The 18,904-nt window shown below is 68.2% G+C and carries 15 protein-coding genes; 10 read left to right on the top strand and 5 right to left on the bottom strand.

From position 1 onward, the window contains the following. The 9 genes from QNJ67_03495 to neuC all read left to right on the top strand — a co-directional run. On the top strand, positions 1 to 504 hold a 504-nt coding region (locus QNJ67_03495), incomplete at its 5' end, for a glutathione binding-like protein (protein ID MDJ0608014.1). A 280-nt stretch (positions 505 to 784) separates the two neighbouring features. Beyond that, entirely contained in the window at positions 785 to 1,213 is a 429-nt protein-coding gene (locus QNJ67_03490; protein MDJ0608013.1) for an Hsp20/alpha crystallin family protein, read from the top strand. A gap of 498 nt (positions 1,214 to 1,711) precedes the next feature. Beyond that, positions 1,712 to 2,155, top strand: a complete 444-nt coding sequence (locus QNJ67_03485; protein MDJ0608012.1) for a hypothetical protein — start codon at positions 1,712 to 1,714, stop codon at positions 2,153 to 2,155. A gap of 104 nt (positions 2,156 to 2,259) precedes the next feature. Then, a complete protein-coding gene (locus tag QNJ67_03480) occupies positions 2,260 to 2,889 on the top strand; it encodes a MarC family protein (GenBank protein MDJ0608011.1) in 630 nt (209 codons plus the stop codon). A 215-nt stretch (positions 2,890 to 3,104) separates the two neighbouring features. Further along, entirely contained in the window at positions 3,105 to 3,605 is a 501-nt protein-coding gene (locus tag QNJ67_03475) for a hypothetical protein (GenBank protein MDJ0608010.1), read from the top strand. A gap of 178 nt (positions 3,606 to 3,783) precedes the next feature. After that, entirely contained in the window at positions 3,784 to 4,605 is an 822-nt protein-coding gene (locus QNJ67_03470; protein ID MDJ0608009.1) for a flagellin, read from the top strand. A gap of 56 nt (positions 4,606 to 4,661) precedes the next feature. Next, positions 4,662 to 6,704 (top strand): hypothetical protein, encoded by a 2,043-nt coding sequence (locus tag QNJ67_03465; GenBank protein ID MDJ0608008.1) that lies wholly within the window; start codon positions 4,662 to 4,664, stop codon positions 6,702 to 6,704. 72 nt (positions 6,705 to 6,776) lie between these two features. Then, positions 6,777 to 7,823, top strand: a complete 1,047-nt coding sequence (gene neuB, locus QNJ67_03460) for an N-acetylneuraminate synthase (GenBank protein MDJ0608007.1) — start codon at positions 6,777 to 6,779, stop codon at positions 7,821 to 7,823. Beyond that, positions 7,820 to 9,004, top strand: coding sequence for a UDP-N-acetylglucosamine 2-epimerase (gene neuC, locus QNJ67_03455; GenBank protein ID MDJ0608006.1), 1,185 nt, complete (start codon positions 7,820 to 7,822; stop codon positions 9,002 to 9,004). The genes neuB and neuC overlap by 4 nt, the downstream gene beginning before the upstream one ends. A 16-nt stretch (positions 9,005 to 9,020) precedes the next feature. Here neuC and QNJ67_03450 read toward each other — a convergent pair whose 3' ends face one another. The 5 genes from QNJ67_03450 to QNJ67_03430 form a co-directional block, all read right to left on the bottom strand. After that, positions 9,021 to 12,347: an adenylate/guanylate cyclase domain-containing protein gene (locus QNJ67_03450; GenBank protein MDJ0608005.1), complete on the bottom strand. Its 3,327-nt coding sequence runs from the start codon at positions 12,345 to 12,347 to the stop codon at positions 9,021 to 9,023. 183 nt (positions 12,348 to 12,530) lie between these two features. Further along, entirely contained in the window at positions 12,531 to 13,751 is a 1,221-nt protein-coding gene (locus tag QNJ67_03445) for an alcohol dehydrogenase catalytic domain-containing protein (GenBank protein ID MDJ0608004.1), read from the bottom strand. Positions 13,752 to 13,755: 4 nt separating this feature from the next. Next, a complete protein-coding gene (locus tag QNJ67_03440; GenBank protein ID MDJ0608003.1) occupies positions 13,756 to 14,418 on the bottom strand; it encodes a hypothetical protein in 663 nt (220 codons plus the stop codon). Beyond that, positions 14,415 to 15,251, bottom strand: a complete 837-nt coding sequence (locus QNJ67_03435) for an SDR family oxidoreductase (GenBank protein MDJ0608002.1) — start codon at positions 15,249 to 15,251, stop codon at positions 14,415 to 14,417. Before QNJ67_03435 ends, QNJ67_03440 begins: the two co-directional genes overlap by 4 nt. Positions 15,252 to 15,526: 275 nt before the next feature. Then, a complete protein-coding gene (locus QNJ67_03430) occupies positions 15,527 to 17,122 on the bottom strand; it encodes an ABC transporter substrate-binding protein (GenBank protein MDJ0608001.1) in 1,596 nt (531 codons plus the stop codon). Positions 17,123 to 17,337: 215 nt separating this feature from the next. On the opposite strand from QNJ67_03430, the gene QNJ67_03425 reads away from it, so the two are divergent. Next, positions 17,338 to 18,735: a DUF3179 domain-containing (seleno)protein gene (locus tag QNJ67_03425; GenBank protein ID MDJ0608000.1), complete on the top strand. Its 1,398-nt coding sequence runs from the start codon at positions 17,338 to 17,340 to the stop codon at positions 18,733 to 18,735. Positions 18,736 to 18,904 lie beyond the last annotated feature (169 nt).

The following is an 18,904-nucleotide window of genomic DNA, read 5'->3' as shown; positions in this document are numbered from 1 at the left end:
AATCCCCACGGCCGGGTGCCGACCCTGCGCGACGGCGAGGTCGTGGTCTGGGAGAGCATGGCGATCGTCCGCTACCTCGCCGCCCGCTATGCCGCCGGGACCCTCTGGCCCGAGGACCCCGGCGCGCGCGCCGTGGCCGACCAATGGATGACCTGGTGTCAGGCGGCGCCCTACGCGGCCGGCAACAAGCTGTTCTGGCTGACCGTGCGCACGCCGGCGGCCGACCAGGACAAGGCGGCGATCGCCCAGACGCTCGCGGTCCTGACCAGCCGTCTCCGGCTGGTCGAGACCCGGCTCGAGTCCTGCCGCTACCTGGCCGGAGACCACCTCACCATGGCGGACATCCCGCTCGGCGCGATCCTCTTCCGGTACTTCAAGCTGCCGATCAAGCGCGCCCGCCTGCCCAACATCGCCCGCTGGTACGAGGACCTCGTCCAACGCGAGGCCTACCGCCGGGCCGTCATGGTGTCCTTCGAGGCGCTGCGCGGCCGGCTCGCCTACTGAACGCGCTGCTCGCTAGAGCAGATCCGGGTTTGAGTGAATCGCCGGAGGCGATCCATCGAACCCGGTGAATCTGCTCTAACCTTAGATGTAGAGCGGATTCACATGTTTAGTTGGCAACCACGAAGTGGTTCCAACTAAACATGATCCGCTCTAGGCAGGACAATTGCACCGGAGATCCGGACAAATTCCGAGGCTGCTCGTGGACGTTGATCTGGGTCAATGAGAAGCTGGGCCCTAGGGCTCAAAACCTCTCCAGCGTCAATCTGCACTCGAGGACGAAATGGTCGAACATACCCACAGTGCCGGCCAGAGGGCGGGATGGTGGCCGCAGCTCTACGAGCCTCTGCGGCAGTTCGGCGAGAAGCTCGCCGACTGGTTCGCGCCGCGCTCGGAGGCCTCCGCGGTAAAGGACTACTACGAGATCTCCATGGAGCTGCCCGGTGTGAAGCCGGACGACATCGAGGTCTCGCTGCACGACAACCACCTGACGGTGAAGGGCGAGAAGCGTTTCCAGCGCGAAGAAAAGGGGCGCGCCTACTTCTTCTCCGAACGGGAGTACGGCGCTTTCGAGCGCTCCTTCAAGCTCCCGGCCGACGCGGCCAAGGACGGGATCTCCGCAGAGTTCGAGAACGGAGTCCTCGAACTCAGGGTCGCCAAGCTCGGCCCGCCGCCGAACAAGAGCCAGAAGATCGAGGTCCGCGCGAAATAGCCGGGCTAGGGCCTGTTGACAGTTAGGGCGCGCTCCTGGCGGGAGCGGATTTGCGCCGGGGCCAGGAGCGGGAGGCGCCGTGGGGTGGGGCCCCCACAAGGCCTTCCGCGACGCCGCCCCGGCGCAAATGCGCCCCGTCCCGAAGGGATCCGGCGCAATCGGCCCGCTGCCGCGTTGCTCGTCGTCGAATATGCCCGGCATGTCCTTCCTCCTTGCGCCTCACAGCGGGCCGATTTCACTCGGACCAGGAGCGCGCCATAACTGTCAACAGGCCCTAGCGCGGATCATGTTTGGTCGGAACCAGTTCGTGGTTCCGATCAAACATGTGAATCCGCTCTCCATCCTAGAGTTAGAGCAGAGTCACGCGATTGAATGGATCGCCCCGGGCGAGTCCATTCAATCGCGATCTGCTCTAGCGGCGGCGCGTCCGCGGGGATCGCCGCCGCCGCACGCCCGTATCATAGGGGAGCGCTTTCGAACCAGCCGAAGGAGTGCGGCATGTTCGGCAACCCCTCGATCGTCACGCGGATCGCCGTGGGCAAGACCGCCGGCTTCGCCCTCGGTCTGCTCGCCCTTCTCTGCTGGCCCCTGCTGCAGCCGGACATCGGCTGGATGCCGCGGATCGGCATCCTGCTCTGGTACACCACGCTGGGCGCGGTCATCGGCATGCTCGGCGTCTTCACGACGCATCCCGTGCTCAAGTTCCCCCTGCCCTGGTGGTTTCGGGGGCCGCTGCTGGGCGGTTGGATGAACCTCGTGCTCACCCTCTTCGCCTACGACACCTTCGCCACCACCATGCAGGCGGCCGCCGGGCCCGACGGGGCCCTCGCCTCGCCCTTCTGGTTCGTCGCCGAGGGGATGCTGGCCGGCCTGATCATCGGCTTCTTGGCGACACGCTTCGGCGGCGAAGGGCGGGAGACCGTCACCCGTGGCATGACCTGACCGCCAATGGCCGCACCCGCCGAGAGAGCCGGGGCCGGGCGTGCCATTGACCTTGGCGCCGTTCTGACCGATAGACCACGGGTCCAGTAGAAGACGCGGGACCCATGCTCGAAACCGCCCTGGTCTCCTTTACCACCTTCTTCGCCACCGTCGGGCCCGCCGACGTAGCGGCGCTCTTCGCCGCGCTGACTCACAACAACTCGCCCAGGGAACGGCGCAACATGGCTCTAAAGGCCTCGCTTATCGGCGGTGCCATTCTTCTGTTTTTCGCGCTCTTCGGTGAGGCCGTGCTCGTCTACTTCGGGATCTCCCTGCCGGCGCTGCGGACGGCCGGCGGCATCCTGTTATTGTTGATCGCTATCGACATGGTCTTCGCTCGCCCCTCCGGCGGCACGACCACCACCAGCGACGAGAACGCCGAGGCGGCCCGAAAGGCGGATCTCTCGGTCTTCCCCCTCGCCACCCCCTTGATCGCCGGGCCGGGCGCCATCGGGGCCGCGATCCTGCTCGTCGCCAACGCCGAGCACGATCCAGTCCTGACCTCGATCGTAATCTCGGCCATGCTCGCGGTCGTCTTGCTGACCTTCGTGCTGATGCTGATCGCTACACAGGTGCAGAAGCTGCTCGGTGTTACGGGGCTTCACGTGGTCTCCCGCGTCGTCGGCGTACTGCTGGCGGCGCTTGCGGTGCAGTTCATCTTCGACGGGATCGGTCAAAGCGGGCTGCTTGACTGAGCGCAAGTACGACGAGCACCTCTATCGCCGCGTCGCTCCGGTTGCCCTATGAATGGCCTGCAAGCGAAGCGGGCCGGTGAACCCAGAAGCTGGCCATGGCGCGCGCGGCTTTCCGGCGGGCGCCCGCGCGGGCTTGGTTACTTCTTAAGGCCGCTTTCATGCGTCGGCGGCTATTGGTCCAGGCAACCGATCCCGGTCACCCCTAGGAACCGACCATGCGCCGAGACGGCCCCGAGACCCCGTTGAAGTTAAAGCTTCCGCCAGCCGGGACCTCGTGGCGCCAGACCGCCGCCGCAGTGCTCGCGGCCCACGTCGGATTCGCGGTGCTGGAGTTCGCCGCCAAGGCCGCGATCATGCTCGGGGTCTTCTTCATCGGCCAATCACTCGGCTTCTGGGATTTCGAAGGCACGTCAGAGGCCGAGATCTTGACGCCGGAAAACGTGGCCTACCTGCGGATCATGACGACCTACGGGTTCTTTCTCAGCAACCTGATCAGTGCCTTCGTCATGCTCTGGGCCACGCAGCGGTTCTTCCCACGGGCCAATAGCCGGCAGCTCATCCTGCTCTTCTTTGCGATCTATGTCCTCGTCGCGGACCTGCCTTTCGAGATCTTCCAGACCTACACGCTCGGTTTCTGGAGCCTGCTCGGCGTCTTCTTGGCCTGCCTGGAATGGTATCTGCGCACGCTCCGGCCCCGGGGCGTCACCGGGCGATAGGAAAAATTTACCACAAAGCGCGGCAATGACTGCCGTTACGGAACTTGGCAGCTCCAAAGCCGAAGTTCCAACACTCTGAAAGCATTGTTTTTTCAGATCTGGCACAGCCCTTGCTGAATGCCGGGCGAAGAGAACCGCCCCGCTTCGGCGGGACCCTGTCCAGTATGGAGTTGGGAAAATGGGAAACGATATTTCGCTCTCCGCGTCGGTCCGCGACAACCTGCTCGCGCTTAAGACGACGGAAAACCTGATCGCGCGGACCCAGGGCCGCCTCTCGACCGGCCTGCGGGTCGCCAGCGTGATCGACGACGCCCGCGCGTTCTTCGAGGCCAAGGCGCTGAGCGACCTCGGCACCGACCTGGACGAACGGCGTGAAGGCATCGACCAAGGCATCAGCTCGGTCACCACGGCGCTGGAGGCCACCGAGGCGATCGACGATCTGGTCGGGCAGCTCAAGGGTGTCGCGATCAGCGCCAAGACGGCAACGGGCACCGAGCTCACGATCCTGACAAACCAGTTCAACGAGATCCTCAACCAGATCGACAATCTCGCCAGCGACGCCCAGTACCAGGGCCTCAACCTGATCAACGGCACCGGCCAGACCCTCGAAGTGTTCTTCAGCACCGACACCACCAGCCTGCTGAGCATCGCCTCGGTCGACCTGCGCACCGCCTCGACGGGCCTCAACATCAGCTCGGGGACCGACTTCTCGGTGCTGTCGAACATCGACACCGCCCTGTCGGAGATCGACGTCGGCATCTCGACCCTGCGCGGCCGCGCCGAAGCCCTGGGCGCCAACGTCGCCTTGCTGCAGACCCGGCTCCAGTTCACCGACCGCTACGTCAACGTGCTGGAGGAAGGGGCCGACAAGCTGACGCTGGCCGACATCACCGAAGAGGGTGCCAATCTGGTCGCGCTTCAGACCCGCCAGCAGCTCGGCATCTCGGCGCTGGCCTTCGCCGGTCAGGCCGAACAGTCCGTGCTCTCGCTGTTCAACTAGACCCGAGGCCCGAGCGGGCCGCCGCGGACGCAGAACGCGTCGTCTGAGGTGCCAGAATGACCACGATCCAAGACCCGGGTCCCGGCCCGGATTCGCCGCCCCGGCCGGGCGCGCCCGCCGCCGAGGCACGCCTGGCCGAAGCCCTCGCATGCCTGGAGAGCGGCCTCCACGGCGAGGCGATCCAGCTCTGCAAGCAGGTCATGGCCGAGCTTCCCGAGTGCCCGGAGGCGCTCCACGTGCTCGCCCTGACCGCCTACGAGCTGGACGATCCCATGGGCGCCATCCGGCTACTGGAACACGCCCACGCGGCCGACCCCGGGTTCCAGGAATACGCGGAGGCCCTGGCCGCGATCTACGTTCGGCTCGGCAAGGTCAGCGACGGCCTGTTCTATGCCAAGCTCGCCTCGACCCTGGCGCCGCACCCTTCGATCCGCGGCCTCTTGCCGGAGAGCCTCGGCAGCTTCTTCACCAACTTCAGCCGCAGCCACCCCTTCTACTATCGCGACCGCTCTGCTCTAAGCCTGCGTCGTGGCGCCTTCAACGACGCCGCCGCGGACGCCCAGCGCCAACTCGAGATCGATCCCGGCGACCCGGGAAGCCTTCGCATCCTGGCGCGCGCGCGCCGCGCCCTCGGGCAGTTCGAGTCCGCGCTCGCGGCCAGCCACGCCCTGCTCCACCAAGGCCCGCCCGGCGCGGCGGACCTCGCGCTGACCGCCGACATCCTGGCGGGAGCCGGCCGGTACGACGAGGCGCGGGCCTGTCACGAGGTCGCCGGCCGCCTGGCACCCGACGAGGCCGACCTCGCTTCCCGCAGGCTGGCCGACCTCGCGCGTGAGCCCGGCATGGACCGCGCCCGCCTCGACGCCGCGCATCGCGCCTGGGCCGGGAAACACGCCGCGTCCACCGGCCCGGCCCCGAAGAAGAGGAACAAGAAGGGCAAGGCGAAGCCGAGCGGCGCCGCGTCGGACCCCGAGCCGCCGCTCCGGGTCGGCTATTTCTGCGCCGCCTTCCACGAGGGCGACCTCATGACGCTCGTGGAGCCGATACTGCGGCACCACGAACAAGCGGGGATCGAGGTCTTCTGCTACGCCGAGGGCGACCGCCGCGACGCCACGACCGAGTCTTTGATGGGCCGGGCCAGGCGCTGGACCTGCACGACGGGGATCGACGACCTGACCCTGGCCCGCATTCTGCGCGGGGACGGCATCGACGTGGCGGTCGATCTGACCGGCCACGGCGAGGGTGGACGCCCGCGCCTCTTCGCCCTCGGCCCCGCGCCGGCCACGCTGACCTGGCTGGGCTACGGCCACCCCCTGGGCGTGGCGCAGCCTCACCGCTTTCTCAGCGATCCGGTCGCCTGGCCGGACGAGACCGCCGCTTCAGCCCTCGAGGCCCTGCGGCTGCCGCACGCCTGCTTCGCGCTGGAGCGGCCCGGCCTGCTGCCCGAGGTCGAGGCCCCGCCGGCGCTCGCGGCGGGGCACGCGACCTTCGGCCTGTCCTGCGACCTGGGCCGCGTCGGTCCGGAGCAAGCGGCCCAGTGGTCCGCGCCGCTCCAAGCGGTCGAAGGGGCGCGGCTCTTGATCTGCAACCGCTTCGACCAGGACGATGCGGCGATCCGCCGCTGCCTGGACCTGTTCACTCACCTCGGGCTCCGCCAGCGGGTCGATATCGTCAACATGGCCGAGAATTTCACCTCGCCCTTCGAGTTCTATCGCCACGTCGACGTGGCGCTCGACCCGGGCTACGCGGAGGCGCTGGCGGAGAATGGGCGGGCGCTCTGGATGGGCGTTCCGCTGTTGACCGTCGCGGGAGACCGGCACGCCACGCGCCTCGGCGCCAGCCTCCTGCACCACGCCGGCCGTGACGCCTGGGTCGCCCGGGACGCCGGGCACCTGGGCGAAATCGCCGCCGATCTGGTGGCCAACCCTGACGCGCTCGCCGGGCTGCGCACGTCGCTGCGCGGCGAGCTGGCCGCCTCGCCGGTGGCCGACGTCGCGGGTTTCGCCCGCGCCCTCGAGGAGGGCTACCGCCGTCTGCTTTCCGAGGCCGGCACCTCCGGCCGACATGGTTCACGAAGTGTTAAGACGCGCGGGGCTTAGCTGGCGCGGGCCCGAGACCACGGTGGCCGGGCGCCGATGGACCCAGGCGACAGCGCCAGGAGCAGCGCCGGCATGACTTCCTTTTCGATCGGTCCGCAGGTGATCGGCGAAGGCCGCTGCTTCGTCATCGCCGAGGCCGGGGTCAACCACGACGGCGACCCCGAGCGGGCCGCCGCAATGGTCGATATCGCGGCCGAGGCCGGCGCCGACGCGATCAAGTTCCAGACCTTCCGCGCCGAGGCCGTGATCTCGGCCGGCGCGCCGAAAGCCGCCTACCAGCAACGCACCACCGGCGTGGAGGAAAGCCAGCTCGACATGATCCGCCGGCTGGAACTGGCGCCGTCCGAGTTCCACGCGCTCGCCGACCGCTGCGCGGCGGCGGGCATCGCGTTCCTGTCGACGCCGTTCGACCAGCCCAGTGTTGAACTGCTCAGCGACATCGGCGTGCCGGCCTACAAGGCGCCGTCGGGCGAGATCACCAATCTGCCGCTCCTCGCGGAGATCGGCCGGCGGGGCCGGCCGGTCATTCTCTCGACCGGCATGGCCGATCTTGCCGAGGTGTCGCGCGCGGTCGAGACCCTCCGCGGGGCGGGCTGCCCCGCTCTGGCGCTACTGCACTGCGTCTCGAGCTACCCGGCCGAACCGGCGGACTGCAACCTGCGCGCCATGGCGACCATGCGCGAAGCCTTCGGCCTGCCAGTCGGTTTCTCCGACCACTCGACGGGAATCGACATCGCCCTTGCCGCGGTCGCGCTGGGCGCCGCCGTGATCGAGAAGCACTTCACGCTCGACAAGGCTCTCGCCGGCCCGGACCACCAGGCCTCGCTCGATCCCCAAGAGCTGGCGGCCCTGGTCGCCGGCATCCGGCGGGTCGAGGCCGCCCTCGGCGACGGGGTGAAGGCGCCGCGGCCGGCCGAGGCCGACACCGCGGCGGTGGCGCGGCGCAGCCTCTTCCTGCGCGAGCCGGTTTCGGCGGGCCAGGGCATCGAGGCCGCCAACATCGTCGCCCTGCGCCCCGCCGGCGGCATAGAGCCCTACGCCCTGGAGGAGGTCGCGGGCCGCCGCGCGGCGCGCGACTTGCCGGCCGGATCCATGCTGCTCTGGACGGATCTGGCATGACCGCCGCCCCGCCCGCCCGGAAGATCGCCGTCGTCACCGTCGCCCGCTCCGACTACGGGATCTACCGGCCGCTGCTCCGGCGCCTCGAGACGGCGCCCGACCTGACGCTGCAGCTAATCGTCGCGGGGATGCACCTGGCGCCGGAGTTCGGCGACACCCGTGCCGAGATCCTGGCCGACGGGTTCCAGCCGGCGGCCGAGGTCGACTGCTGCCTCGCCGGCGACCGGCCCGGCACCCTGGCCCGCGCCATGGGCCTCGGCACGATCGGCTTCGCCCAGGCCCTGGAGACGCTGCGGCCGGACATCCTGGTCGTGCTCGGCGACCGCTTCGAGATGCACGCCGCCGCGGTCGCGGCCCAGCCCTTCCTGATCCCGGTGGCGCACATCGCCGGCGGCGCCCTGACCGGCGGCGCGATCGACGATTCCCTGCGCCACTCCATGACCAAGCTCGCGAGCCTGCATTTCCCCGAGATCGAAGTCTACGCCGCCCGCATCCGGCAGATGGGCGAGCCGCCGAACCGCATCCACGTGACCGGCTCGCTCAACCTGGACAACCTGGCCACGCTCGAACCCCTCTCCCTGGACGCGCTCAACCAACGCTTCGGCCTCGCCCTGACACCCGACGACCCGCCGCTGCTGGTCACCTTTCATCCGGTCACCCGCGCCTATCACGACACCGAAGCCCACGTGACGGCCCTGCTGCAGGCGCTCGACAAGGCCGGCCGTCCTCTCGTCTTCACCGCCCCCAACGCCGATACCGAGGGCCGGCGGGTGATGGCCATGATCGAGGCCTTCGTCGAAGCGCGGCCACGCGCCTACCGGGTCGCCCACTTCGGCAGCCAGGCCTACTTCAGCATGATGGCACAGGCGGCGGCCATGGTCGGCAACTCCTCCAGCGGCATCATCGAAGCCGCCTCGTTCCGCCTGCCCGTGGTCAACATCGGTTCCCGCCAGGACGGCCGCTTCGCGCCGGAGAACGTGATCCATGTCGGCGATACGGCGGCCGACATCGCGGCTGGCATCGCGCGGGCGACCGACCCGGACTTCCGCGACGGCCTGCAGCAGCTGAGCAACCCCTACGGCGACGGCCGCGCCGCCGAACGCATGGTCGAGGTGCTGCGCGGCCTCGAGCTGAACCGCAGCCTGATCGAGAAGCCCTTCCACGAGGCTGCACCCGTCTAGCAGGGGACGTTACGGGCTACTCGCCGGCAGCCCGGAGAGGCCAGGCGCGCATGTCCAGCTCCGTGTAGATCGCATCGGCCTGAGTGGCATGCTCGGTGGACTCTCCGGCGCGCCCGGCTTGGCCATGCAGCCGCGCCAGCCCGCTGTGGCAGTGCGCGACCAGCGGCCGCATGCCGCTCAGCTCGGCAACGCCCAGGGCCGTCTCGAAATGCTCTCTGGCCGCGTCCGGTTCCGCAATGTCCGGATGCAGCGCGACCTCGCCCAGCACCCGGAGCCCGTAGGTCTGGTGGCCCAGCTCGGAGCGCCGGCGGGCCAGGGCCAGGCCCCGCTCGGTCGCCTTGGCGGCCGCCTCCGCCCGACCGTCGAGCAGCAGCGCCTCGCCGAGCTGGATGCCGACCAGCGAGCGGAACAGCCCCATGCCGATCGACTCGTACTCGCTGAGCGCCTGCTCGAGTAGGGCAATGCCCCGCTCGGTATTGCCGGCGAGCGCGCAGGCGTGCCCGAGAAAGCCGGTGATGAAGGGCGAGAGATAGCTGAGGTTCCATTCGCGGATGATGGCGCTGGCCTGCTCGAGCGTGGCGACGGCCCGGTCGAAGTCGCCCCTCACGGCATAGAGGTAGCCGAGGTCGTAGTAGATGTGCGCCAGGTTGAAGGGATGCCCGACCTCCTCTGCGATTGCCAGCGCGACGTCTGCGTGCGCCAGCCCCTCCTCGAACTCGCCGCGCTCGGCCAGGGCCCAGACCAGCCAGGAGCGCGCGACCACGGCCGGGACGAACGGCAAGCCGCAGCGATCACGGCTGAGGTCGCCCACAAGTGGATCGACCACGCTCTGGAACAGGGCCTCGGCGCGCCGGCAGTCGCCCGAGGTCACCGTTGCGCAGGCCAGGTAGAAGGTGGCGCCGATCTGGAGCGAGAGGTCGTTCGGGCCCTCGTTGATCGCCAGCGCCCGCTCCGCAGCGGTGCGCGCGTCGGCCATGCGGCCCAACTGCCAGAGGCTGGCGCTCCGGTAGACCGAGGCCCAGCCGATCCGGCGCGGGCCGTTGAGCTTGCCCGCCATCTGCTCGGCGTCGCGCAGATGGGGCAGGATCCGCTCGAAGGCGCCGATCGACCAGAGCGCGTTGCGCAGCTGGAAGCGCAGGTCGATGCCTTTGGCCAGGGCCTCGCGGGTCTGAGGCAGATGAGCGCCGGCCAAAAGCGCCTGTTCGTAGAGCGCGACGGCTTCCCGCACGGCGGCGCGGTCCATCGCCCTGTTGCCGGCAAGCTCCAGGTAGAGAAGGGCCTTGTCCCAGACCTGGCCCTGATAGGCGTGGTGCGCCAGCAGATCGATCCGCTCCGAAAGGGGGCTGTCGATACGCGACTCGAGGATCTCCACGATCAAGGCGTGGAGCTTCCGGCGGCGGCTGATCAGGATGGTATCGTAGGCGGCGTCCTGCACCAGCGCGTGCTTGAAGGTGTAGATCGCCCCCGGCGGGATCCCGCGCCTGAACACCAGGCCCGAGGCGACCAGGCGCTCTAGCGCTGCCTCGAGGTCCTCCTCGCTCCTGTTCAGGAGGGCGGCCAGCAGAAGGTGGGAGAACTCCCGCCCGATCACCGCGCCGACCTGCGCGATCTCCTTGGCGTCGTCCAGGCGGTCGAGCCGGGCCACCAGGGAAGACTGCAGCGACGCGGGAATAGCGGCCTCGGCGGCCCGGTCGTCCTTGCTGAGATAGCTCTCGACGACCGACTTCGTCAGTTCCTCGACGTAGAGCGGCACGCCGTCGGCCCGCACCACGATGCGCTCGATGATCGCGTCCACCAGCTTGCGGCCGCCGACAGCGTGGGCGATCTCCGCCGCCTGCTTGCGGCCCAGCTTGTTGAGCGTCACCCGGGTATGGTGCGACTGGGCGGCCCAGGACGGCGCAAACTCCGGGCGGTAGGTGATCAGCATGAAGACCGGCTGGTCGACGATCCGAGGCATGATCTCCGCGACGTAGTCGCTCATCGAGGGATCGACCCAGTGCGCGTCCTCCATGACGAAGAGGACAGGCCTGGCCCTGGAAAGGGCCCCGATCTGTTCGATCATCGCCTCGATGACGCGGTGCCGGAACTGCTGCGGCGTGAGATCGAGCGGCCCGAAACGATCCTCGGCCGGGATCGACAGGAGCGCGGCGAAGAGCGGCATCACGGCGGCCACGTCCCGCGCGGTTTTGGACAGCAGGTCTTCCAGCTTGTTCAACTGGGCGGCGGCGGCGTCCTCGCGCGTGATGGCGGCGGCGCGGCGCAGCCGCTGTATCACCGGGTGAAACGCGCTGTTCGTGTGGTGGGGCGAGCACTGGTAGTAGAGGTTGACCAACGGCCCCTCGCCGACGCGCCGCTTGAAATCCTGCAGCAAGCGCGACTTGCCGATCCCCGCCTCGCCTGAGAGCAGGACCACCTGCCCTTCGCCGCTCTTGGCGAGCTCCCAGCGTTCACGCAGCAGGCCGAGCTCGTGCTCACGGCCGACAAGTCGTGTCTGGACGTCGCCGTAGGTCGCCTCGAAGCGGCTCTCGGCGGCACGCTCACCGGTCACGCGCCAAGCCGGAACCGGGTCGGGAAAGCCCTTCAGGCTGTGCGGTCCCAGATCGTCCAGCTCGAAGACCGTGCCCAGGAGGTCGCGCGTCGAGGCGCTGATCACCACCTGCCCCGACTCGGCCACGCCCTGGAGCCGGGCGGCCAGGTTGGGGGTTTGCCCGACGACCGTCTGCTCGTCGGAGGCGATATCGCCGATCAGGTCGCCGACCACCACCTGCCCCGTCGCGATGCCGACCCTCGCCTTCAGTGTCTCGCCTTCACCGACGACAATCTCGTGGACCGCGGCGACCGCGTCGAGCCCGCCGCGGACCGCCCGCTCCGCCTGATCCTCGTAGGCCCGAGGCCAGCCGAAGTATGCCAGCACGCCATCCCCGAGGAACCGGGCCACATAGCCTTCGTAGCGCACCACGGCACTGGTCACGGCGTTCTGGTAGACTCGAAGGACCTCTCTCATGTCCTCCGGGTCGAAGCGCCTCGACAGCTCCGTGGAACCCACCAGGTCGCAGAACAGGACCGTGAGTTGCCGCCTTTCCGCGTCCGCCTCTTGCGGCCGTTCGCGCGGCGCCCGGGATAGCGGCTCCGCAGGCGGCGCCGTCACCTCTTCCTTCGGCAGCTTCGCGATCGCCGCGAGGATCACCCGCCGGTGGCCCAGGGAAACGCCGAGTTCCTTCAGGTCATCGTCGCTGAGGTAGGCAACCGCGCGCAGATCGACGTCGTTGGCTTCGAATGCCTGCGCATATCGGCCAAGTTCCAGCAGATCGAGCCACTGCCGAATATCGCCACGCTCTGCCATTGCTGCTCCCTATACTAGAATTCAGCTCAGAGGAGCGCACGTCAAGCGGGCTCGCGGTGCGAAATGCCACCGGGAGCGCAAATACTATGCAGCGGATTGTCCGGCCTGGCGTCTTCGCGCCGGGCCAGAATAGGGGCGTCGAGCCGACTCTACGCCATGGCACCGGGCGGCGCGCGACCGGATCTAGAAAGAGAACAGCACCTTCATGGAGTTGTTGGCCGACTTGTCGCGCGCGGTCAGGAAGGCGTCCTTGTAGTGCTGGAGCGGGAAGGTGTGGGAGATCAGGGGCCCGGGATCAATCCGTCCCCTCTGCAGGAGGCGCAGGTAGAGCGGGAACACATGCTCCTCGGCGCCCTCGAAGCGCTCGATGCCGTAGCCGCTCGAGCCGATCAGGTGCACTTCCTTGAAGCAGAGCGGTGTCCACTCGAAGCGGGCCGGGGTGCCGGTACCGACCATGACGATGGTGCCGCCGGCGCGGACCAGGCGGAGGTTGGTTTCCAGGGTCCTGGCCGAGCCCACCGTATCGTAGACGTGGTCGACGCCGCCGAGCAGCCAGGGCGCCCCCCAGGTCGGACGATGGACCCTCGACTTGGTCCACTCCCCGATCAGTTCGGTCAGCGCCGCGCCGGAGGCGGTCGTGAAGTGATCCGCACCCAGGCGCTCGACGATCGGCCCCAGGTAGGCGTGCAGATCGACGGCGATGATCCTTACGTCGGGAAACAGTTGCCGGCAAATGTGGATCAGGAACAGCCCCAGCGCGCCGCAGCCGAACACGACCACGGTCTCGCCTCGTCGCGGCGGCGACTTCATCAGCGCGTGGAAGGCCACGGCAAAGGGGTCGGCCAGGGCCGCGCTGCTGCAATCGACGCCGTCCGGGATCACGAAGCACATCGACTCGTGGGCCGGCAGGTAGGGCGCGAAGCCGCCCGAAACCCTGCTCGATGTCCCGTAGTGCATGCCTTTGCCGAGTTCCGGACTGGCGAAGCTCTCGCAGAAGGTGAACTCCTGGCGCTCGCAGGCGTCGCACAGTTCAAGGTTGCGCACCGCGCAGGTCAGCCAGGGATAGCAGATGACCCGGTCGCCCTTCCTGACGTTGCGGACCGCTCGTCCGGTCTCGACCACCCGGCCGGCCACCTCGTGCCCCATGACATGGGGAAAGGAGATGAACGAGGTCAGGGGATTGTCCATGGCGCCTTCTAGGAAGACCTGCTTCAGGTCGGAACCGCAGATGCCGCAGTAGCTGGTCTCGACGATCACCCAGTCGTCGCCGAACAGCCCCGGATCGGGCACGTCGCGGTAGGCGAGCGGCCCGAACTCGCTCAAGTGGCCGCGCGGCGAGATCCGGCCGAGCAGCTTGGCGGCCGCGAGGCGCGCGTAACTGAACTGAAAGGTCAGCGCCTTCACGGGGTCAAGCCGCCATTCTCAGCCGCTGGGACAGCAGCAAGAGGCCAATGCCCGCGGGTACGAAGAAGCCGATCTCGATGATCAGGCCGCTGCTCCACGCCATGCCCTGGACCACGATCTGCATGAGCGGGTCGAGCACGGCCATGAACAGGAAGAAGCAGGAAATCCCGAAAACCAGGCCGCGCAACAACTCGCGCCGGCCGAGCCGGGCAATGCGGGCGGGCAGCACCTCGGCGACGCGCACCAGCGCGAAGAGCAGCACCGTCATGGCGATCCAGCCGACCGCCTCGAACTCCTTGCCGTGGGCGACCATCAGGCCGCCCTTCCACCAGCCGATGAACCCGAGGGTACCCAGCGAGACGGTCCACACCGTGGCTCTCAGGGCGGCCCGCCGGCCGGCCAGAAAATCGCGGTCGAGGATGAAGACCAGGAAGGGAATGAAGGCGATGCCCGCCATGTAGGACTGGGAGTAGATCACCCAGGAGCGGGGGTTCTCCGCCCAGGCCGGATCGAGCCAGACCGGGAACCAGAAGCGCAGCTTGCCGGTGAAGAAGGACAGCACCAGGAGATCGATCAGCAGGACGGCGAAGAAGACGATCAGCATGCGCGCGACGTCCCGGGCGAAGGGGTCCGGGCGCGCGGAGTGGTCCGGACGGTCCGCCGTCATAGCGTGCTTCCTTCCGTGTCGGCCGCTTCGGTGAGCGCAGGGGCCGGCTTCGGCGCCAGGCTGCGGGCAGCCATGGCCGCGACCCATCGCCGCGGCAGGAACCGCACGCTGCCCGCGACCAGGGCATTGAGCAGGCCCGGAACCAGCGAGGGGTGGCGGCCCAGGGCTTGCAGGGCCCGTTCCGCGATCGCCTCCGCCGACAGGGCCTGGGGGCTGGGCAGATCCTGGGTACCCGCCAGGTCGTGGAACTCCGTCGCGACATAGCCGGGACAGAGCGCGAGGACGTCGATCCCCTGGGGCCGCAGCTCGGCCCACAGCGCTTCGGACAGGCTAAGCAGGAAGGCCTTGCTCGCACCGTAGGTCGCCATGTAGGGCGTCGGCTGAAAGCCGGCCATGCTGGCGACGAAGATGACGCCGCCGCGTCGGCGCGCGACCATGCCCGGCAGGAAGGCCTCGGTCAGCGCGACCGGAACGCCGCAGTGCAGGCCGATGATGCGCCCCTGGCTGTCGTGCTCGGCTTCGTGGAAGGCGCCGTAGGTGGTGAACCCGGCGTTGTTCACCAGCAGGCCGACCTGCAGCCCTGCTCCCTCGGCGGAAGCGCGGATCGCGCGGGGCGCCTCGGGGTCGAACAGGTCCTGAACGACGAGATGCGTCCTGACGCTGTGCGTCCGGCTCACCTCCTCCGCCAGCGCCTGAAGGCGGCTTTCGCGCCGCGCAACGAGCACGAGATCCATACCGCGGGACGCCAAGGAGCGCGCCAGGGCGGCGCCGATGCCGCTCGACGCGCCTGTGATCAAGGCGGCACCTTCGAAACGTTGAGCGAAGTCTGTCATGGGATTGCGGGGCTTCCCTGGCAAAGGATGCGCCGGCGGGTCAAGAGAGGACCAAGAGAACGAGCCCGAGATTGCCTCGGCCCCGTTAATTTTCGCTTAACCGTAACACTAATCCCCTCTCTACGCGCAGACGCGCGACTCCGGATATTAGCAGGGGACTGCAATGGCGGCGTAGAGTTTTCTAGGAAAAAGAGTGGGACGCCCGTTCCCGTGGCCGTCCCGCTCTACTCGAAAGGGGCTCGAGGTGCCGTCGGCTGCCCCGAGCCCCGCAGGCCTCAGGCGAACCACCAGCGCTCGGCCAGCCGCGCGCCGTCGAGCTGCCAGAGGTTGCCCAGTTCCGCGCGGTGCGCCAGCTTCTTGGAGTTGGCGTCGACCCAGTTGGCGAACATCGGGATGGCGACCCCGCCCTCGTCGCGCACGATCACCTGCATTTCGTGATAGAGCGCGCGGCGCCTGCTCTCGTCCAGCGTTCCCCGCGCCTCTACCAGGAGCTTGTTGAAGCGCTCGTGCTGCCAGAAGGAGTCGTTCCAGGGCACGCCGGATTCGTAGGCGGTCGAGAACATCCAGTCCTCGGTCGCTCGGCCCGACCAGAAGCAGGCGACATAGGGCTTCTTGAGCCAGACGTTGGACCAGTAGCCGTCCTCGGGCTCGCGGATCACGTTGATGTTGATGCTGCACATGGCCGCGGTCTCCTTGTAGAGCACCGTCGCGTCGACCGCGCCGCCGAAGGCCGCCTCCGAGGCCGATACGTCGATTGTCAGGGAGTCGAGCCCGGCCTTCTGCAGATGGAACTTGGCCTTGTCGGGATCGTAGCTGCGCTGCTCCAGGTCCTTGTGCCAGTACTGGTTCGCCGGCCCGATCGGGTGGTCGTTGCCGGGAATGCCGCGGCCGCGCAGGATCTTCTTTACCAGCTGCTCCCGGTCGAAGGCGTACTTCAGCGCCTGGCGCACGTGGTTGTTGTCGAACGGCGCCTTGTTGGTGTGCATCGGATAGGAGAAGTGCTGGTTGCCCGTCACCTCGAAGATCTCGACGTCTCGGTTGCGCTCCAGGAGGTGGGCCGTCTTGAGATCGACCCGATTGATGACGTGCACCTGCCCGGTCACCAGGGCGGTCTGCCGGGCGTTGGGATCGTTGATCGCCAGCATCTCCACGGAATCGAAGTAGCAGCTGTCCGCCTTGTGATAGTTGTCGTTGCGGCGGGCGCCCAGGCGCACGCCCGGCTCGAAGTTCTCGCTGACGTAGCCGCCGGTTCCGATCCCCTTGCGAATCGCCTCGTCCATCATCCCCGCCGGGTAGATCAGGATGTGGTAGTCGCTCAGCAGATAGGGGAAGTCGGCGTTGCCGTTCTTCAGCGTGAAGGTGACCGTGTGGTCGTCGTCCTTCTTCATGTCCTGGATCGCGGCGACGATCGGCTTGGCCGCGGACTTCGAGGTCTCGCTGACGTGGTGTTGCAGCGACTCGATGACGTCGTCCGCGCCGAAGGACTTGCCGTTGTGGAATTCGACGCCCTTCTTAAGCTTGAAAGTCCAGATCGTCGCGTCGTCCGAGGCATCCCAGCTCTCGGCCAGCTCCCCGGCCAGAGAGCCGTCGGCCCGGACCTCGGTCAGGCAGTCGAAGACCATACCGTGGGCGGCCATCTGCATGAAGATGTCTGAGTGGGTCCCGCCGTCCCAGCTGTCCGAGGTGTTCGCGCCCGAACAGCCGATCTTGACCGTGCCGCCCCGCTTGGGCGTGGCCGCGAGCGCCTCGCCGCTGATCAGCGCGGTGGAAAGCGCCGCGCCGCCCGCCAGAGCGGTCGCCTGCGCCAGGAAATCGCGGCGGCTGATGCGGTTCTCCGCCAGCGCGCGTTCCAGTTGCCTGAGCTTGTCCATACCTGCCTCCTCAATCTTCTTTCACCGCGGCCGACCGGCCCCGAAGCGCGGGAGTATAGCAGCGTGGCGGTCTCCGTGGCTGCGACATTCTCGTTTCCCGGCAAACCGGCGAAGTCGCGCGCGCGGCCTTCAAATCCGCACACAAGCCGGTGAAGCGGCCTCGGTTCGGCCGTCTGGCTCGCCATATGCCAAGCTCATGACGATGGGAGGCCCACATGAGCGGTAGAGTTACGAGTCGGCTGTCCGCGGCGATCCTCTGTTTCGGCATCGCTGCAACGGCGGCGCAGGCGGAAGCGCCGTCCCCGAGCGATGCGGAGGTCGGCGCGCTCGCCGAGCGGGCCGTCTTCGGCCGTTCTGCCGATCGCGACCAGGCGCTGGACGCGCTGGTCGCGCGCGGCAAACGCGACATCGTGCCGTCGCTCATCCTGGCCACCCGCTATACGCGGAACGACCCGGCCCTGCTCGAGGCGCTGGAAGCGCTCACCGGCGAGGAGATCGCGAGCTGGCACGAGGCCATGCTGTGGCAGGAAGCACATCCCGAAGTGATGCCCCACCCGAGCTACCGCGCATTGAAGCTCGGCATCTTCGAGCGGATCGACCCGCGCTTCCTGCGCTTCCTCGGCGAGGAGCGCGGGCGCCCCGAGAACATGAGGATCCGGCTGGAGGAGATCACCTGGGGCGGCGTCGCGGTCGACGGCATCCCGTCGCTCGACAATCCGCCGCTCCTCGCCGCTGACGAGGCCGGCTACCTGCTGGACGACGACCTCGTCTTCGGCGTCGAGATCAACGGCGACGCCCGCGCCTACCCCCTGCGAATCATGGGCTGGCACGAGATGTTCAACGAGGTGATCGGCGGCGTCCCGGTCGCCCTCGCCTACTGCACGCTCTGCGGCGCCGGGATCCTGTTCGAGACCCAGGTCCCCGGCCGGGCGGAGCCCTTCGTCTTCGGCTCCTCCGGCTTTCTCTACCGCTCGAACAAGCTGATGTTCGACCGCGAGACCGACAGCCTGTGGAACCAGTTCACCGGCGAGCCGGTCACCGGGCCCCTGGCCGACAGCGGGATCGCCCTGAAGGTGCGTCCCATGGCGATTACCTCCTGGGCCAAGTGGCGGCAGCGCCATCCCCGAACCCGGGTCCTCTCCCTGGAGACCGGCTTCAGCCGCGACTACGGCCCCGGCGTCGTCTACCGGGACTACTTCGCCAGCCCCGACCTCATGTTCCCGGCGATCGTGCGCGACGAGGAGCGGCTGGTGCGCAAGGACTACGTCTTCGGCGTCCGTGACGTCGGCGTCGCCCGGGCTTGGCCGGTCGAAGCTTTCCGCGAGCAGGCGGTCATCAACGACCGGATCGGCGAGCGCAACATCGTCCTTGTCGGCGACGCCGAGACCCGCACCGTGCGCGCCTACGAGCGCGGCAGCATCAGCTTCGCCGAGGGCGACGCGGCGGACCGTCTGGAGAGCCCGGAAGGCACCTGGAGCATCGAGGAGGAGGCACTGGTTGGACCCGGCGGCACCCGCCTGGCGCGGGTCCCCGGCCACGTGAGCTACTGGTTCGCCTGGGACGGCTATTTCGGAGTTGAGAGCACGCTCTATGCCAGCAACGACGATGGTTGAGCTGTTTCAGGTACAGCCCACGGTCTCGCCACAGACCGGGCACTCGGCGCGCTTCGACCAGCTCCGGATACTGGCGCCGCAGGCCGAGCAATCACCCTCCTGGCATATCAGCGCTTCGTTGCTCCGGTCATCCCGCTCGGCCTTGACCGGCAAGGCGATGAACTCGTTC

The organism is Kiloniellales bacterium (genome assembly GCA_030064845.1).
Lineage (GTDB): Bacteria > Pseudomonadota > Alphaproteobacteria > Kiloniellales > JAKSDN01 > JASJEC01.
Note: the sequence above shows the minus strand (reverse complement) of the source record. Positions and strands in the feature narration are given on the sequence as shown.

Coding starts and splice junctions, on each gene's coding strand:
- QNJ67_03490 (MDJ0608013.1), top strand. CDS start 785: ATGGTCGAACATACCCACAGTGCCGGCCAGAGGGCGGGATGGTGGCCG.
- QNJ67_03485 (MDJ0608012.1), top strand. CDS start 1,712: ATGTTCGGCAACCCCTCGATCGTCACGCGGATCGCCGTGGGCAAGACC.
- QNJ67_03480 (MDJ0608011.1), top strand. CDS start 2,260: ATGCTCGAAACCGCCCTGGTCTCCTTTACCACCTTCTTCGCCACCGTC.
- QNJ67_03475 (MDJ0608010.1), top strand. CDS start 3,105: ATGCGCCGAGACGGCCCCGAGACCCCGTTGAAGTTAAAGCTTCCGCCA.
- QNJ67_03470 (MDJ0608009.1), top strand. CDS start 3,784: ATGGGAAACGATATTTCGCTCTCCGCGTCGGTCCGCGACAACCTGCTC.
- QNJ67_03465 (MDJ0608008.1), top strand. CDS start 4,662: ATGACCACGATCCAAGACCCGGGTCCCGGCCCGGATTCGCCGCCCCGG.
- neuB (MDJ0608007.1), top strand. CDS start 6,777: ATGACTTCCTTTTCGATCGGTCCGCAGGTGATCGGCGAAGGCCGCTGC.
- neuC (MDJ0608006.1), top strand. CDS start 7,820: ATGACCGCCGCCCCGCCCGCCCGGAAGATCGCCGTCGTCACCGTCGCC.
- QNJ67_03450 (MDJ0608005.1), bottom strand. CDS start 12,347: ATGGCAGAGCGTGGCGATATTCGGCAGTGGCTCGATCTGCTGGAACTT.
- QNJ67_03440 (MDJ0608003.1), bottom strand. CDS start 14,418: ATGACGGCGGACCGTCCGGACCACTCCGCGCGCCCGGACCCCTTCGCC.
- QNJ67_03435 (MDJ0608002.1), bottom strand. CDS start 15,251: ATGACAGACTTCGCTCAACGTTTCGAAGGTGCCGCCTTGATCACAGGC.
- QNJ67_03430 (MDJ0608001.1), bottom strand. CDS start 17,122: ATGGACAAGCTCAGGCAACTGGAACGCGCGCTGGCGGAGAACCGCATC.
- QNJ67_03425 (MDJ0608000.1), top strand. CDS start 17,338: ATGAGCGGTAGAGTTACGAGTCGGCTGTCCGCGGCGATCCTCTGTTTC.